Origin of the sequence: Chryseobacterium panacisoli, assembly GCF_008274625.1 — a bacterium.
GTDB classification, from domain to species: domain Bacteria; phylum Bacteroidota; class Bacteroidia; order Flavobacteriales; family Weeksellaceae; genus Chryseobacterium; species Chryseobacterium panacisoli.
Genome location: NZ_VTRU01000001.1, coordinates 528522 through 545997, shown reverse-complemented (window position 1 = coordinate 545997; position 17476 = coordinate 528522). Strand labels below are relative to the sequence as shown.

13 protein-coding genes are annotated in these 17476 nt (G+C 37.7%); 8 read left to right on the top strand and 5 right to left on the bottom strand.

The features are described from left to right. Nucleotides 1–131 precede the first annotated feature (131 nt). The 7 genes from glgB (at nt 132) to apaG (ending at nt 10829) form a co-directional block, all read left to right on the top strand. Complete coding sequence (gene glgB / locus FW781_RS02590; RefSeq protein ID WP_172625645.1) at nt 132–2078, top strand: 1,4-alpha-glucan branching protein GlgB; 1947 nt, start codon at nt 132–134, stop codon at nt 2076–2078. Nucleotides 2079–2081: 3 nt separating this feature from the next. Next, nucleotides 2082–3488, top strand: a complete 1407-nt coding sequence (locus FW781_RS02585) for a glycogen synthase (protein WP_149385982.1) — start codon at nt 2082–2084, stop codon at nt 3486–3488. An 83-nt stretch (nt 3489–3571) separates the two neighbouring features. Beyond that, entirely contained in the window at nt 3572–4840 is a 1269-nt protein-coding gene (locus FW781_RS02580) for a glucose-1-phosphate adenylyltransferase (protein WP_149385981.1), read from the top strand. A 243-nt stretch (nt 4841–5083) separates the two neighbouring features. Then, a complete protein-coding gene (locus FW781_RS02575; protein WP_149385980.1) occupies nt 5084–6124 on the top strand; it encodes an SRPBCC domain-containing protein in 1041 nt (346 codons plus the stop codon). A gap of 125 nt (nt 6125–6249) precedes the next feature. Further along, a complete protein-coding gene (locus FW781_RS02570) occupies nt 6250–9066 on the top strand; it encodes a 2-oxoglutarate dehydrogenase E1 component (RefSeq protein WP_149385979.1) in 2817 nt (938 codons plus the stop codon). A gap of 39 nt (nt 9067–9105) precedes the next feature. Next, entirely contained in the window at nt 9106–10359 is a 1254-nt protein-coding gene (odhB, locus tag FW781_RS02565) for a 2-oxoglutarate dehydrogenase complex dihydrolipoyllysine-residue succinyltransferase (protein ID WP_149385978.1), read from the top strand. 80 nt (nt 10360–10439) lie between these two features. Beyond that, a complete protein-coding gene (apaG, locus tag FW781_RS02560; protein ID WP_149385977.1) occupies nt 10440–10829 on the top strand; it encodes a Co2+/Mg2+ efflux protein ApaG in 390 nt (129 codons plus the stop codon). Between the two features lie 37 nt (nt 10830–10866). Here the strand turns inward: apaG and FW781_RS02555 are convergent, their stop codons facing one another. The 3 genes from FW781_RS02555 to FW781_RS02545 all read right to left on the bottom strand — a co-directional run bounded on the left by FW781_RS02555 (nt 10867) and on the right by FW781_RS02545 (nt 13475). Next, nucleotides 10867–11421, bottom strand: coding sequence for a 3'-5' exonuclease (locus FW781_RS02555; RefSeq protein WP_149385976.1), 555 nt, complete (start codon nt 11419–11421; stop codon nt 10867–10869). A gap of 185 nt (nt 11422–11606) precedes the next feature. After that, complete coding sequence (locus FW781_RS02550; protein WP_149385975.1) at nt 11607–12584, bottom strand: glycosyltransferase family 2 protein; 978 nt, start codon at nt 12582–12584, stop codon at nt 11607–11609. A 6-nt stretch (nt 12585–12590) separates the two neighbouring features. Beyond that, entirely contained in the window at nt 12591–13475 is an 885-nt protein-coding gene (locus FW781_RS02545) for a lysophospholipid acyltransferase family protein (protein WP_149385974.1), read from the bottom strand. 80 nt (nt 13476–13555) lie between these two features. Between FW781_RS02545 and FW781_RS02540 the strand changes: the two genes are divergently transcribed. Further along, nucleotides 13556–14128 (top strand): thioredoxin family protein, encoded by a 573-nt coding sequence (locus FW781_RS02540; RefSeq protein WP_149385973.1) that lies wholly within the window; start codon nt 13556–13558, stop codon nt 14126–14128. Nucleotides 14129–14281: 153 nt separating this feature from the next. On the opposite strand, the gene FW781_RS02535 is transcribed toward FW781_RS02540, so the two are convergent. Together FW781_RS02535 and FW781_RS02530 are read right to left on the bottom strand one after the other, a co-directional pair. After that, nucleotides 14282–15643 (bottom strand): aldehyde dehydrogenase, encoded by a 1362-nt coding sequence (locus FW781_RS02535; protein WP_149385972.1) that lies wholly within the window; start codon nt 15641–15643, stop codon nt 14282–14284. Nucleotides 15644–15790: 147 nt separating this feature from the next. Then, entirely contained in the window at nt 15791–17353 is a 1563-nt protein-coding gene (locus tag FW781_RS02530) for an MFS transporter (protein ID WP_149385971.1), read from the bottom strand. Nucleotides 17354–17476 lie beyond the last annotated feature (123 nt).

The window sequence follows — 17476 nt, the reverse complement described above, 5'->3', positions numbered from 1 at the left end:
AGTTAAAAAATGATATATTTGATAGATAGACGAAAACCGAAATTAAGTTGGCGATTATTTGATGAATAATTAATCAAGATTGTCAGTATTTTTCGTAGTTTCAAAGAAAATATAAATACAAACCGATCTTGATGAATTCTGTTAAAACCTACACGCTTTTCACCGACCATGATGTGTATCTTTTCAAAGAAGGTAGGCATTACAAGCTGTATGGTAAATTTGGAGCACATTCTGCGGAGAAAGATGGAATAAAAGGAGTATATTTTTCAGTATGGGCGCCCAATGCAAAGAAAGTTTCCGTGATTGGCAATTTTAATAACTGGAATCATAAAGATCATATTTTGTTCCCAAGATGGGACGGGTCCGGAATTTGGGAAGGATTTATTGATGGGTTAACCTGGGGAACGTTATATAAATATGCCATTGAAACACCAAGAGGTGATATCCTGGAAAAAAGCGATCCTTATGCGGTAAGCTGGGAACAGAATATTCAGGCAGCTTCCCTGGTTTCTACTACCTGGTATGAATGGAATGATAAGGAATGGATGGATAGCCGCTGGGAAAAAAACAGGCTGGAAGCTCCTATATCAGTGTATGAACTGCACCTGGGCTCATGGGTGAGGGAAGGTGATAATCCTGGGAAGTTTTTAAATTATCGGGATATTGCAGAAAAGCTGGTTCCCTATGTGAAAGAAATGGGTTTTACCCACGTAGAATTCATGCCGGTGATGGAATATCCGTATGATCCAAGCTGGGGGTATCAGATTACCGGTTTTTATGCGGCGACTTCGCGTTTCGGCTCACCACAGGATCTGATGTTTCTTATTGATGAACTTCATAGAAATAATATAGGTGTTATCCTGGATTGGGTACCTTCTCATTTTCCGGGAGATGCTAATGGTCTTCACCGTTTCGACGGATCATACCTTTATGAACATGAAGATCCGAGAAAAGGTTTTCATCCCGATTGGAAGTCTCACATTTTCAATTATGGAAGAAATGAAGTAAAATCTTTTCTGATCTCCAATGCCATGTTCTGGCTGGATCGCTACCATGCTGATGGATTGCGTGTAGATGCCGTAACGTCAATGCTTCATCTGGATTATTCAAGAAATGAGGGCGAGTGGGAACCCAATATCTATGGGACCAATGTAAATCTGGAAGCAAAAACATTTCTGCAGGAATTCAATACTGCAGTGTATAAGGAATTCGGAAATAATATCATGACCATAGCAGAGGAAAGTTCAGATTTTCCCATGCTTACAAAACCTGTTCATGACGGAGGTGTAGGCTTTGGAATGAAATGGATGATGGGCTGGATGCATGATACACTGGATTATTTCAAAGAAGACTTCGCCAATCGAAAGTTTCATCACCATAAACTAACATTTGCTTCTATGTATATGTATAATGAAAATTATATGATGCCTTTGTCACACGATGAAGTCGTACACGGAAAAGCAAGTCTGATCTATAAAATGAAAGGGGACGAATGGCAGAAATTTGCCAATCTGCGTACCTTATATGTATATATGTACACTCATCCCGGAGCTAAACTGCTTTTCATGGGAGATGAATTCGGACAGACGAGCGAATGGAACTTTACCAGAAGCCTGGACTGGCATTTGTTGAAATACCCTGTTCATAAGGGAATGCAGGAAATTGTTAAAGAGCTGAATCATCTATATACATCAGAATCTGCCTTTTATGAAAATCAGTTTGATAAACATGGTTTTGAGTGGGTAGAAGCAGATGATCTGGAAAACTCAGTATATGTATACCTGAGAAAAGGAAAACGAAAAGATGATATTGCTATGGTAGTCTTAAATCTGGCTCCAAAAGTACTGGATTATAAAATCGGGATCCCTGCAGGAACTCATTGGGAGGTTGTTTTAAATTCCGATGATGAAAAATACAGCGGAAGCGGAGTAGAGCCCGAAATACTGGAAGAGGAGGATGAAGAATGGCGGGGATATCCGAAATCAATGACTGTGAAATTACCGCCATTGGCAGGGATTATTTTAAGACAGAAGAAAGATAAAAAATATAAATTACACAGAATTAAACACAAGAGATAAAGAATGGTTATTTATCATTTAAGTACAGAATGTTATCCTGTAGCAAAAGTAGGTGGTCTTGCGGATGTAGTAGGAGCGCTGCCAAAATATCAGAATAAAATAAAAGGAATAGAGGCCAGGGTTGTAATGCCATGGTATAACAAGCCCTTTATATATGATCATGAATTTGATCTGGTTTTTGACGGATTTATTCATCAGGGAACCAATATGCTGCAGGTTCAGGTGTTGAAAGAAAAGACAGACGCTCTGGGGTTTGAACTGTATATGGTGAGAATCCCCGGATTATTAGACAGAGACAATCCTTACGGATATCAGGATGAGAGTTTCCAGTTTATAGCCTTCCAGCATGGGTTGCTACACTGGTTGTGTGCCATGCAAATCCGTCCTGATGTTTTACACTGTCATGATTATCACACCGGATTGGTTCCCTTTATGGTAGAGCACTGCCGTGAATTTGAATTTTTAAAGGGAGTGAAAACAATAGGAACCATCCACAACGGAGAATACCAGGGAATGATGAGTTGGGGAATGGCCCATTATATGCCGTCTTTTGATTCTTATAAATGGGGACTGATGGACTGGAACGGATTCATAAATCCTCTGGCCAGCATGATTAAATGTGCCCATGCTTTTACCACTGTTTCCGAAGGATATCTTGAAGAACTCTTCATCAGCTTCCGCGGGCTAGAAAGCCTGGTCCGTCAGGAATTTGGGAAAGCATACGGAATCATCAATGGTATTGACACTGAAGTCTGGAATCCTGAAACCGATCCGATGCTGGATTTTAATTTTAACAGTAAAAACGCAGTAGCTCAGAAGAAGAAAAATAAAGAACAACTCTGCCAAGAATATGGACTGAATCCCAAACTTCCTTTATTTGCCTTTATCGGACGGTTTGCTACAGAAAAAGGGGCCGATTTTTTGCCGGATGTAGTATGGAAAAGCATAAAGCAAAGCTACGGAGCTTTAAATATAATGATTCTCGGGTCTGGAAATACCTATATTGAGAATAAACTCAAGGAATACGATTATACCTATACCAATTTTGCTCTGGATCTGGGATATAAAGAACATCTTTCCCATAAGATCTATGCATCGGCAGATTTCCTTCTGATGCCGTCAAGGGTAGAACCTTGCGGATTAAATCAAATGTATTCCATGAGATACGGAACCGTTCCTGTAGTAAGATATACGGGAGGACTCAGGGATACTGTAGAAGATATATCAACCGGAGGAGCCGGACTGAATTTTACTTATCCTGGTGTAGATGATATTGTACATGCGATGAACAGGGCGCTTGGAATTTATAACCAGAAAGGGGTAATGGAAGATCTTATCTATGCCAACATGAATTTTGACTTTGCATGGGAGAAATCTGCAGAAAAATACATAGCTTTATATAATAGCTGATATAATGAAAATAAAGAATGCTTAAAAACAGCATTGAACACTAAGAACAGAACAATAAACTCAATAAAAAACGCAAGATATTTATGAATCGAAATGTAATCTCCATTGTTTTAGGAGGAGGCAGGGGAACAAGATTATTCCCGTTAACATATTCCAGATCGAAACCGGCAGTGCCTATCGCGGGAAAATACAGGTTGGTAGATATTCCTATTTCAAACTGCCTGAATTCAGGATTAAATAAGATCCTGGTTTTGACGCAGTTTAATTCTGCTTCCCTCAATTCACATATTAAGAATTCTTATCACTTTGATATCTTCAGTAAAGGATTCGTCGATATTCTGGCTGCTGAGCAGAACGTAGAAAACGAGAGCTGGTATCAGGGGACTGCAGATGCCGTAAGACAATCAATGAAGCATCTTGAAAAGTATGATTATGACTATATTCTGATTCTTTCAGGAGATCAGCTGTATCAGATGGATTTCAGGGAAATGCTTGATTTTCATATTGAAAACGGAGGCGATCTTACCATTGCTACAATCCCGGTAAATGCAAAAGATGCTACAGGTTTTGGGATCTTAAAATCGGACGATGAAGGAAATATTACCTCTTTCTATGAAAAGCCGGATTATGATATGCTGGAAGGCATGAAGTCTGAAGTTTCAGCAGAAAATAAACATGCAGGAAAAGAATTCCTGGCTTCCATGGGAATCTATATCTTCACTAAGACTATCCTTAAAAAGATGTTTGATGAAGGAGCTGGTGATGATTTCGGAAAAGATATTATTCCGAGCTCTATTGGAAAATACAAGACATTAAGCTATCAGTATGAAGGATACTGGACGGATATAGGAACTATAGAATCTTTCTACGAAGCCAATCTTGACCTTTGCCTGGATCTGCCTCAGTTTAACCTTTTCTCTTCTTCTCCTATTTATACCAGAGCAAGGATGCTTCCGCCTTCAAAAATCAATGGTTCTTATGTAAGTAAGGCTGTATTTGGAGACGGATGTATCATTATGGCTGATAAAATTGAAAATTCAGTAATCGGAAACAGAACAAGAATAGACAAAGGCAGTACCATTGTAAATTCCTATGTGATGGGAGCAGATTTTTACCAGAATACCACAGAAATTGTGCTGAATGACAGAGCTGGGCGCCCTAATATGGGAATCGGAAAATACTGCTATATAGAAAAAGCAATTCTTGACAAAAACTGTTACATCGGAGATAATGTGAAAATCATCGGAGGAAAACATATTCCGGATGGAGACTACGGAACCTATTCCGTACAGGACGGGATTGTTGTGGTGAAGAAAGGCGCTGTAATTGCTCCCGGAACACATGTGGGCTAGCAGTAAGGAAGATGGAAGTTATTAATACTGGAGCAGAAACAGTAATCTTATCATATAAAATTCAGGTTATAAGGTGAGGTTGAATATTTTTAATCAAAAAATGATTAGTAATTATCCACCGAATAGTAACCTCCAGCTTCCCTCATCCAGCCTCCAGCCTATAACTAGGTTAATTATTGTTAAACATACAATCAGAGTGATCAGCATATTGTTCACTCTTTTTATTTATACTATTTTTGTGCGATGCGTATTTTTAAGATATTAACTTTTATCATTGTTTTATTGGGAGGAGCTTATGCTGCTTCCATGTATTATTTTGTAGACGAAAGTAAAAATTTCACCATTGAAAAAGAGATTGATTATCCGGTAGATAAGGTTTTTGCCCAGTTTAATAATCTGCAGAATTTCACAAGATGGAATAACTTTTTTACCAGTTCGCAATCTATTGATATTGATTATTATACGCCTTACGAAGGACAGGGAAGTGCCATCAGCTATGTGGATGCTAAAAATAATACCGATGGGGAAATGTTCATCAGGTATGAGAATCTTAATAAAACATTGAAATATCAGCTTTTTGAGGATGAAAATGAAAACCCAACACTGGTTGATGTTAAATTTAAACCAGTTTCTGCAGAAAAAACAAAAATCATCTGGTATGTACATACCCCCAAGCTACCTGTCTGGAAAAGAGTAGAAAACTTCTGGACTGAAGACCGTTTTGCTGAAAACATCAATAAAAGCATGATGAATCTTAAAAATTCTTTAGGAAATAAAGTAGAAAAAGACAATCAGATGGCAGCGATCAAATATGACAGCCTGATGGTGGAAAATGAAGAAGATAAACTGCTGCTTGGGATCAATGTAAGTACTTCAAATAAGAAAGATGCGCTCTACAGAAATATCGTAATGAATTATAATAAAGCTTATAACTTTGTGACGATGGATATGGGAAAGAGAGATGATGAATTCGGATATCCCATCCTGATCACTGATGCGGACAATTATAAAGATAAAGAAGTTTCTTATTTCCTGGGAATTCCGCTTTCTAAGAAAATCGGAGTGTCGGACAATAATTTCAATTTTAGGTCCGTAAATCCGTCTCAAAATTACGTCATGTACTACAAAGGGAACTATGAGGGACGAATTCGGGCAATTCAGCAGCTGATTCAGAAAGCCAAAAAAGACGAGATGCGCTTCGGAGATATCCGTCAGACCTTTATTGAACGTCCCATGGAAGGACAGGACGTGAACATGAAGCTCTCATTATCAGTGTATAAGTGATTTTTATTTATTTATTTTTTTCTTAAGTTTTTTTAACGGTTTCAGACTGTTCTAACTCGGTTTTTTTTATTAAATTTGAAGATTAATTCTACAAATAAATTTTAATAAATAGATAAACTGTAATAATGGACAGATTTTCATTCCTAAACGCAGCTCATTCTCAGTTAATTGAGGATTTATACCAACAGTACTTAAAATTCCCGGACTCCCTAGAACCATCATGGAAAGCCTTCTTTCAAGGCTTCGATTTTGCTTTGGAGAACTACGGAGATGACGATAACACTCAGTTTATTCAGGCTTCAGCCAACGCTGCTCCGGCAGTACAACAACAGATTTCTCAGGCGGTATCTAACGGAGAAGTTCCTGAGCACATCAAGAAAGAATTTAAAGTAGTAAACCTTATTGAGGCTTACAGAACAAGAGGGCACCTTTTTACAAAAACTAACCCGGTTAGAGAAAGAAGACACTATACACCTACTTTAGACATCGAGAACTTCGGTCTTTCTAAAGAAGATTTAAATACAAAATTCAACTGCGCTGTAGAAACAGGAATGAAAGAACCTGCTACTTTGGCAGATTTGATCAAACACCTTGAAAGCATCTACTGTGACTCTATTGGGGTAGAGTATATGCACATCAACAACGTTGAAGAAAAAGATTTCATCAAAAAATGGCTTCAGGTAAATGAAAACCACCCAAGCCTTTCTGCAAACGAAAAAACAGAGATTTTATTAAAATTAAATCAGGCGGTTGCTTTTGAAAACTATCTTCACACAAAATTTGTAGGACAAAAAAGATTCTCATTAGAAGGAGGTGAAACATTAATTCCGGCTTTGGATCAGTTGATCTCAAGATCTTCTCAATTGGGAGTAGATGAAGTGGTATTAGGAATGGCCCACAGAGGTAGACTCAACGTACTAACCAATATTTTCGGGAAATCTTACAAGCAGATCTTCTCAGAATTTGAAGGGAAGGAGTTTGAAGAAGACGTATTCTCAGGTGACGTTAAATATCACTTAGGATCATCTAAAAAGATCAAAACTGCTTCAGGAGAAGAAGTGTGTATCAACCTTACTCCAAACCCGTCTCACCTTGAGACAGTGGCTGCTTTGGTAGAAGGGATCTGCCGTGCAAAAGTAGACGACAAATACAAAGATTATTCTAAAGTATTACCCATCATCATTCACGGTGACGGAGCTATTGCCGGACAGGGTATTGCTTACGAAGTGGCTCAGATGATGACTCTGGAAGGATACAGAACAGGTGGTACCGTTCATATCGTTGTAAATAACCAGGTTTCATTTACAACCAATTATATGGATGCAAGATCTTCAACATACTGTACAGACATTGCAAAAGTTACGGAATCTCCTGTAATGCACGTAAATGCTGACGATGCTGAAGCTGTTGTTCATGCCATCCATTTTGCTGCTGATTTCAGAGCGAAATTCGGAAAAGATGTTTATATCGACCTTTTAGGATATAGAAAATACGGACATAACGAAGGTGATGAACCAAGATTCACTCAGCCTAACTTATATAAAACAATTTCAAAACACCCGAACCCAAGAGAAATTTATAAAGATAAATTACTTAAAGACAGCGTTACTTCCAATGATGTGATTGCTAAAATGGAAACGGAATTCAAAGCCCTTTTAGATAAAGATTTTGATGCTTCAAAAGAAATTGAAAAGAACGTAATGGATCTGTTCATGGCTGAAGACTGGACTAACTATCCGATCGGAAAGAGAGGTGCGGTTCAGTTGCCGGTGGATACAAAATATGATGCCGCAAAGCTGAAAGAATTAGCATTGAAAATGTCAACACTTCCTGTTGATAAAAAATTCATCAATAAAATTACAAGACTTTTTGAAAACCGTATCAAAGCTATTGAAGGAAACTCATTAGACTGGGCGTTAGGAGAGTGGTTAGCGTATGCAACACTACTTGTAGAAGGTCACAACGTAAGAATCTCCGGAGAAGATGTGGAAAGAGGTACATTCTCCCACAGACATGCGGTAGTAAAAACAGAAGATACAGAAGAAGAATATATCCCGCTAAGACACGTATCAGAAAGCAGATTTGATGTATTCAACTCTCACCTTTCAGAATATGGTGTTTTAGGTTTCGATTACGGATATGCAATGGCTTCTCCAAATACATTAACGATTTGGGAAGCTCAGTTTGGAGATTTCGTAAACGGGGCTCAGATTATTGTTGACCAGTACCTTGCTGCAGCAGAAGAAAAATGGAAAATCCAGAACGGATTGGTAATGTTATTGCCTCATGGTTCAGAAGGACAGGGTGCTGAGCACTCTTCAGCAAGATTGGAGAGATTCCTTACCCTTTGTGCCAATGAAAACATGGTCGTAGCAAATATTACTTCACCTGCCAACTACTTCCACTTATTGAGAAGACAGTTGAAATGGGGATTCAGAAAACCATTGATCGTAATGAGCCCTAAATCTTTATTGAGACATCCTAAAGTGGTTTCTCCGATTGAAGATTTTGCAAACGGTACATTCCAGCCTATTTTGGACGATCCAACTGCAGATCCTAAAAAAGTAGAAAAAGTAGTTCTTTGTTCAGGTAAACTGTACTTTGAATTATTGGCGAAGAAAGAAGAACTGAACTGTGAAAATATAGCATTGGTAAGATTCGAGCAGTTATATCCACTTCAGACAGATGCTATTGAAGCGATCTTCAACAAATACGAAAACAAAAAACAATTGGTTTGGGCTCAGGAAGAACCTGAAAACATGGGAGCTTGGTCTTATATCCTGAGAAACTTCAGAGATACAGGAATCCAGGTGGTTGCTCCGGTACCAAGCGGTGCTCCAGCCCCAGGTAGTCACAAAATGTTTGAGAAAAACCAGAATGCAGTGATCAACAGAGTTTTCGACAGAGATGATGCTCCTGCAAAAAGACCAGTTACAGCTTAATTTAAATAATATCCAATTAAAAAATAAAAAATACTCGATATGTCAGTTTTAGAAATGAAAGTTCCTTCACCGGGCGAATCAATTACAGAAGTTGAAATTGCAACTTGGCTTGTAAAAGATGGTGATTATGTAGAAAAAGATCAACCTATCGCCGAAGTGGATTCCGATAAAGCAACTCTTGAATTGCCGGCAGAACAAAGTGGTATTATCACTTTAAAGGCAGAAGAAGGTGATGTAGTACAGGTAGGTCAGGTAGTTTGTTTAATTGATATGGATGCTGCAAGACCAGAAGGTGCTGCACCTGCTGCTGAAGCTCCAAAACAGGAAGAAGCTCCGAAAGCTGCTGAACCTGCGAAACAAGAAGCTCCAAAACCTGCGGCTCCGGTAGCGGCCCCACAAACTTATGCAACAGGAGTTCCATCTCCGGCTGCTAAGAAAATCCTTGATGAAAAAGGAATGGATGCTGCTCAGGTTTCAGGAACAGGAAGAGATGGAAGAATTACTAAAACTGATGCTGAATTAGCGGCTGTTCCTGCATTAGGAGGAAGCCCGATGACAGCTACAGGTGCTAGAACTACCACTACAACTAAACTTTCAGTTTTAAGAAGAAAAATCGCACAAAGACTGGTTTCTGTGAAGAACGAAACAGCTATGCTGACGACTTTCAACGAAGTGGACATGTCTGAAATCTTCAGATTAAGAAAACTATATAAAGAAGAATTTGCTCAGAAACACGGAGTTGGACTTGGCTTCATGTCTTTCTTTACTAAAGCGGTTACAAGAGCTTTACAAATGTACCCGGATGTAAACGCATCTATTGACGGTGATTTCAAAATCAATTACGATTTCTGCGATATTTCAATTGCAGTTTCAGGTCCTAAAGGATTAATGGTTCCTGTATTGAGAAATGCAGAAAACATGTCTTTCAGCGGAGTTGAAGCCAACATTAAAGATCTTGCTACCAAAGTAAGAGACGGTAAAATTACGGTTGATGAAATGACTGGTGGTACATTCACTATTACAAATGGTGGTACTTTCGGATCTATGATGTCTACCCCAATTATCAACCCTCCACAATCTGCAATCTTAGGAATGCACAACATTATCCAGAGACCGGTTGCGGTTGACGGACAGGTAGTAATCAGACCAATGATGTATGTAGCAATGTCTTATGACCACAGAATTATTGACGGAAAAGAGTCTGTAGGATTCCTTGTAGCGGTAAAAGAAGGTATCGACAATCCTGTTGAAATACTAATGGGTGGTGACGAAAGAAAAGGCCTTGGATTATAGTTTTAATGAAATTATAATATAAATTATATAATCTCGCCTTAAAAAGGCGAGATTTTTGTATTTATTAAGAAAATGCTACAATGATGTTTTCAAAAATGACTTCCAATATCAAAGTTTCAGTAATACCTGAATATGATAGTAAAAACAGTTATCCATCCGAAAACCGTTACGTTTTTAAATATAATATCACGATAGAAAATGACGGAAGCTTTCCTATCAAAGTATTGAAAAGAAAATGGTTGATTTTTGATGTAGGATTTGGATACACAGAGATTATAGGAGACGGCGTAATCGGCCTGACTCCTGAAATAGGGACAAACGAAAATTTCGCTTATTTCTCCAATGTAATGCTTCGTTCCGGAGTAGGTAATATGAGTGGAAAATACCTGGTGAAAAACCTGGAAACACAGGAGACTTTTGAAATTGATATTCCGAAATTTAATCTGTTATCCGAGGTGTTGAGTAATTAATGATTAATAGATGGCAGACTAAGAACCCGGGTTCTTATTAAAGCTTTTTGATTTTCGCTTTCAAATACTCATTTACTTCATCATTACTGGTGAGAAACAGTTTCTCAAAAGCCAGTAGAGAGATTTTTGCACATACTTCAGCATCTGCCCCTGCTCTGTGGTGGGTAAAATCAATTTTATGATACTCTGCCAAAGGTTTCAAACCATATTTCGGAAGATAGTTCCATGACTTCTTGGCAAGCTGTATGCTGCACAAATAGTTGAGCTGGGGAGTAAACATCCCATAATGCTCCAAACATCCTCTTAACACAGAAGCATCAAATCCCGCATTATGTGCAATCATAAGGCTTCCGTACATCATATCCTGGGCTTCATACCATATCTCATCAAAAGTAGGTGCATCTTTTACATCTTCCGGCTGAATCCCATGAACGGCAATATTGAATTTATTGAAATAAGGAAAACTCGGAGGTTTGATCAGCCAGGTTTTAGTCTCTACAATCTTAGAATCCTGTACCACACATATCCCCATTTCGCACGCTGAACTTTTCTCGTGAGTGGCCGTTTCAAAATCTATTGCACAGAAATCCATTGTTTTTTTATTATAAGTTGCTGGTTGTTTTTTTTGCTTGTTACTGTTTTCTCTTGCTTAGAGTTTAATGTTCAAGGTTAATTGAAGTTATGAATTTTTACTTAATGAGTTTTAGTTCATAATAAGAAAAGAAAACTGTAATTTTCCCTAATCCCTATTACCAGCAACCTATCATCTGCCGCCTATCACCTTCCACCCAAAAAGTGTTTAAAAATCAACCATTTTGATTGATAGAAATCACTCTTCTGATGTTTCTGACGAAGTTTCCATGTTCCCGGAAGTTGTCCATAAAATCCAAAATGAGCTCTTACAACGGCCCACAGATGTGGAAAACCATGTTTTAATCCAAAATAAACTCCTGCAACACCATCAAGGCATAATCTGAAGAATATCAGCCAGATCAATTGGGGAAAGGGAAGGTTCTTAAGCATCATAGAAAGGTTATTTCTGATGTTTAAAAACGTTTTTTGTGCACTCTGTTTGTTAAGTGTTCCACCACCTACATGATAAATTTTGGATTTTCCCGTATAATAAATCTTTTTTCCTGAATTAATGAGTCTCCAGCAAAGGTCGATTTCTTCCTGATGAGCAAAAAATCTGGCGTCAAAACCATTGTGCTCCCAGAAGTCTTTTGAACGAATGAAAAAGCAGCATCCTGACGCCCAGAAGATCTCTGTTTCATCATTATACTGGCCTTTATCCTCTTCCAGATTATCAAAAATCCGTCCTCTGCAATAAGGATATCCAAGATTGTCTATCAAGCCGCCGGCAGCTCCCGCAAATTCAAAATAACTTCTGTTATGATAAGATAAAATTTTTGGCTGTACGGCTGAAATGGAAAGATTTTTTTCCAATAATTCCAAAGCAGGTTCTGTCCAGTTCTCAGTAACTTCTACATCAGAATTGAGAAGACAGTAATATTCATTGGGAATGGCTTTCAATCCTTCATTATAACCTCCTGCAAATCCATAATTTTTATCGTTTTTAATAATGTTTACTGTGGGAAAATTCTTTTGAAGAAATTCAATGGAATCGTCCGTAGAAAGATTGTCAATTACAAAAATATCTGCATTCTGAGAACATTGAACCACACCCGGAAGAAATTTTTCAAGCCAATTTCTGCCATTCCAGTTTAAGATGGCAACTGCCAGTTTTTTCTGCATGTCAATCTATTTTTTTTCAGAATCAAAATTTTTGATAGAGTCCTGATACTTCCATTTTCTGTGTGACCAAAGATAGTTGTCCGGATGTTTGTGTAATGTGTTTTCCAATAATTTATGGAACTTTCTTACGACTTCATTTTCAGTAAACTTTTCTCCATCAGGATAGATTCTGTGATAATTTACCTGATAATGGCCACGCTTTACCTTCTTCATCTCACAATAGATGAAAACAAGATCCATTCTGGTAGCCAGCTTATCGTATCCGACAAAAGCAGGAGTTCTCTGATTCAGGAACTCTAATCCGTATGTGACATGTGCGAAGTGGGGCGTCTGATCTGCCACAAACATATAGGCTGAATCTCCATTGTTTTTAGATCTGAAAATATTCAGAATGACTTCATTAGCTTCCAATGCTTCATTTCCGAATTTATTACGGACCTTTCTCATCTGATTCTCCCAAAAATCATTATTTACCTTTCTGTATACAGGATGGCAATGTGCCTGAGGAACAATCTTTGCCAATGCATTGATCCACTCCCAGTTGAAGACATGTCCTGCCAGAAGGATAATGTTTTTACCTTCCTTTTTAGCATCATGAAACAGTTCCTGATTGATATGCTGCATTCTCACCCTGGCTTCTGTCTCAGAAATACTGAAAGATTTGATAGTTTCTACCAGATAATCTGAAAAATTAAGGTAGAATTTTTTTCGGATCTCTTTAATTTCTTCTTCCGATTTATCAGGGAAAGACTTTCTCAGATTTTGGGTAATGACCTCTTTTCTGTATCCTACCAGATAATAATTCAGGAAGAAGATGACATCCGAAAAAATATATAATATTTTAAGCGGAAGCTTAGAGACTAAGTATAATATTTTGATTAGGAAATTCATAAAACACGCAAATTTAGTGATAATAAAATTATGGTTCTATTTTTGCAGAAGGATAAATATTATTTTTTTACTTTTATATTATGAAAAAATTGATAATTTTCGCTTCTCTGGGATTGAGTGCTTTTGCTTTTTCACAGGATGTAAAGAATATGCCTGATAAAGGAAAGCAAAAAACAGCTCTTATAGTGCCTACTGAGCAGAAAGAGTTAGAAGCAAAGAAAAAAGCTGCTGAAGAAAAAGCCAAGCTGCCAAAGCCATATGATCCGAAAGCGGATGCTCAGGCTGATATTGATAAATTGGTAGCTCAGGCTAAGAAAGAAGGAAAGAATATAATGATCCAGGCTGGTGGAAACTGGTGTATCTGGTGTCTTCGTTTTAACAATTTTGTACAGACTACCCCTGAACTGAAGGAAGTTGTAGACAAGAATTATCTGTATTATCACCTGAATTATTCTCCGGATAATAAGAATGAGAAAATTTTTGCTCAATATGGTAATCCGGGTGATAAATTTGGATATCCAGTGTTTATCATTTTAGACAAAGATGGAAAAATGATCAAAGTTCAGCAGAGTGATGTTTTAGAAGAAGGAAAAGGGTACAGTAAAGATAAAGTAAAAGAATTCTTTACTACCTGGGCTCCTAAAAAGGGATAAAAATTCGAAAAACTGCTTCAGAAATGAGGCAGTTTTTTATTTCTCTACATATGTTTTGTCAGAATCTGTAGTATGGTTTATTTAAAATGCAGCAGGTATTATAAGAAATCGGCGCAATCAGCAAGGTCTGAGAGAAAATAATAATCTCTGAACTTACAGGAATTTTTTAATCCAGCTTAATTTTTTCTCAGAATATGGTGGATATTTGATATTAGGTTCGCCCCATGTGGCTTTTTCAAGAACTGATTTTTGATGTGAAAAGGTTTCGAAACCATATTTCCCATGATAATTTCCTGTTCCCGAGCTCCCCACGCCTCCAAATGGCAGATGGTCATTGCTCAGATGCATCACTGTATCATTGATGCAGCCTCCTCCGAAAGACAGTTTTCGGGTAAAAATTTCTTTTTCTTCTGAATTATTGGTAAAAAGATAAGCCGCCAACGGCTTTTCAAGTTCTAAAATAGAGTTTAGTGCTGCGTTGTAACTTTGAAAGCTGATGACCGGCAGGAGGGGACCAAAAATTTCTTCCTGCATAATTTCGTCATTCCAATTGATAGGGTTCAGAATAGTAGGCTCTATATATAGTTTTTCCTCATCAAAATTTCCTCCCGAATAGATTTTTTCCTGATCAATAAGACGCACAAGGCGCTGAAAATTTCTTTGGTTGATAATTCTTGTGTATTGCTCGGAGTCCGGTTCATATTTAAACTCTTTGATATATTTCCTGAGCATTTCCAGAAACTGTTCCTGAATGGTTTCTTCTACCAACAGATAATCGGGAGCTACACAGGTTTGCCCGGCATTGAGAAACTTTCCCCATACAATTCTTTTCGCCGCCATTTCGAGATTGGCATTTTGGGTGACAATAGCCGGAGATTTTCCTCCCAGTTCAAGAGTTACAGGGGTAAGATGTTCTGCTGCCGCTTTATAAACAATCTTTCCGATCTTTGTACTTCCTGTAAAAAATATTTTGTCAAATTTTAATGTTAAAAGAGCTGTGGTTTCTTCAATACCCCCTTCATATACATACAAATATTCAGGCGGAAAATTTTGATTGATGATGAATGCCATCGCTTTCATAGTGTTTTCAGCAATTTCGCTGGGCTTAAGAATACAACAGTTTCCTGCCGCCATTGCTGCAATAACAGGAGAAAGGGATAGCTGGTAAGGGTAATTCCAGGCTCCAATCACAAGAATACAACCCAATGGATCAGCGTAGATTCTACTGCTTCCCAATTGGTTGACAAGGTTGGTGCTTACTTTTTTAGGCTTTGAAAGAGATTTTAAATTCTTGATATAATAGTTGATATCATTCAGAATGAAAGATAGTTCTGTTGTGAAAGTATCAAATTCGGATTTTCCAAAATCTTTGTTAATCGCTTCGTACAGCATTTTTTCATTGGAAATAATAAGATTCTTAAGCTTTTCGAGATACATTTTCCGAAAGGCAAGACTTTTAGTTTGCTGTGTTGTAAAAAAATCCCTTTGGCTCAGTAAAATTCTTTCAATTTCCATTTGTAAGCTTTTGTATTAAACGGAGTGGTCTGCGCAATATTGCTGCTGGAAAAATATGAACAATAAACCGGCCAAATGAACTTTGAGTATTACTTTTCTCTTCATACACTTCGGTCTTCAATCTTCCGGCTCCTTTCCTTCTTGTTGTTACATAATATTTCTTACAGCTATTTTTACCGGATGATAAAGTAATAAACAGATGGAAGTAATTAAGGCCAGCCAAAATAATCCTGTGAAAATTTCCATGTTGGAAAGGAGAATAGACTGAGCGGTAATTTTAGCCTTAAAAGCTCCTGCAGTCATAGATAAAGAATCATTCACTGCCAGTTTTGAGATGCTAGCACCAAAAAGCTGGTTCCACTGGCTATAAAAAACAGGATTGGTATCTGTAAAATTGGCGCTGAGTGTATCAGAATGTTTTAATGTTAAAAAAAGCATCAGATTCTGCATCAGCGCATAGCCGATAGCTGTTGTCCAGAAACGGGTTGTCGTTCCTAAAGCTGTAGCATTGGCAACATATTCTTCTGGTGTGGCTGAAATCAAAAAGAACACAAGCGGAGTAAATAATAATCCCTGAGCCACCCCTTGCAGAAATAATGGAGGACAAATCATGGAAAGAGTAGTATCTGGATAAAAAGTATACGTAAACCATGCACAATCTATGGCAAGTAACAAAAATCCCGTAAAGAAAACAATTCTTGAGGAAACTCCCCGAACCAGGCAGATTCCTGATAATAATATACCCAGAAGAGTTCCTGCAACATTCCAGTACTGGATGTTCACAATATAATCCCAGGGCCATTTCCATACTGTGGCCATGATGCTGTAGACATTATTCAGCCCTGATCGGATCAGATAAAAAATGAAAAAAAGAATCATTCCTGCAATCACATTTTTTGAACTGAAAACTTCAAAATGAAATAATGGTCTTTTGGAATTTCTTTGTTTAAGCATAAATAATCCCCCCGAAAGCAGGAATATAAATAAACACATGATAATAGTGTCAGACTCAAGCCACATCAGCCTTTTACCATAAATAATAGCATAACCGCCGGCCTGCAGGGATACCCAAAGTAAAAACCAGCTGGTAATATCCAATTGGTACAGAGGTTTTTTAGGAAAGAATCTGTTCCTGTTGAATAAAGCAATACCAATAATCAGTACAAATACATGGAAATAGACCATCATAAGAATCATATGCTGGAAATCATAATTCTCAATACTTGATTTCAGCAGGGAAGTAGTTATTGTCCCGCCGGTGAGCATGATGGTGTACATAAAGAGATAGGCTAAGACTTTAGCATGTTTCGTTTTTAATTCGGCAATAATCAAAGGAAGGAAAATAGCGCCTTCCAGCAGTCCGAAAATCCCTTCTAAAAACCGAATCACCAAAATAACATGATAATCATGGGTAACGGATAAAACATAAAGAATAATAACAGAAATGGAGGCCATCAGCAATACATAATATTTGACACTGAAATAAGCCATAAAACGTTGTAAAACTAAAAGGGTAACCACAAATGTCCCATACATCAAAATCATTAAATACTGGATGTCGTCTGAATCAACATCCATAAAAGAAGAGGTGAAGGCGCTGTTGGAATGCAAAAGCGACAACAACATCAGGTGGGGAAACAATGCCAGTATAAGAAGAGGCAGTTTCAGCCATTGTGGCACCCATTTATGATAAATTGTATTATGCTGCATAATTTGTAAGCATTAAGCTTAGAAAAAGGAGATGGAAAATGATCAAATTTGTCATTAAGCCTGATTTAAAAAAAGCGAAAAGACAAAGGGCAAAGGTGTAAACAAGTAAAAGGTAAAATGGCA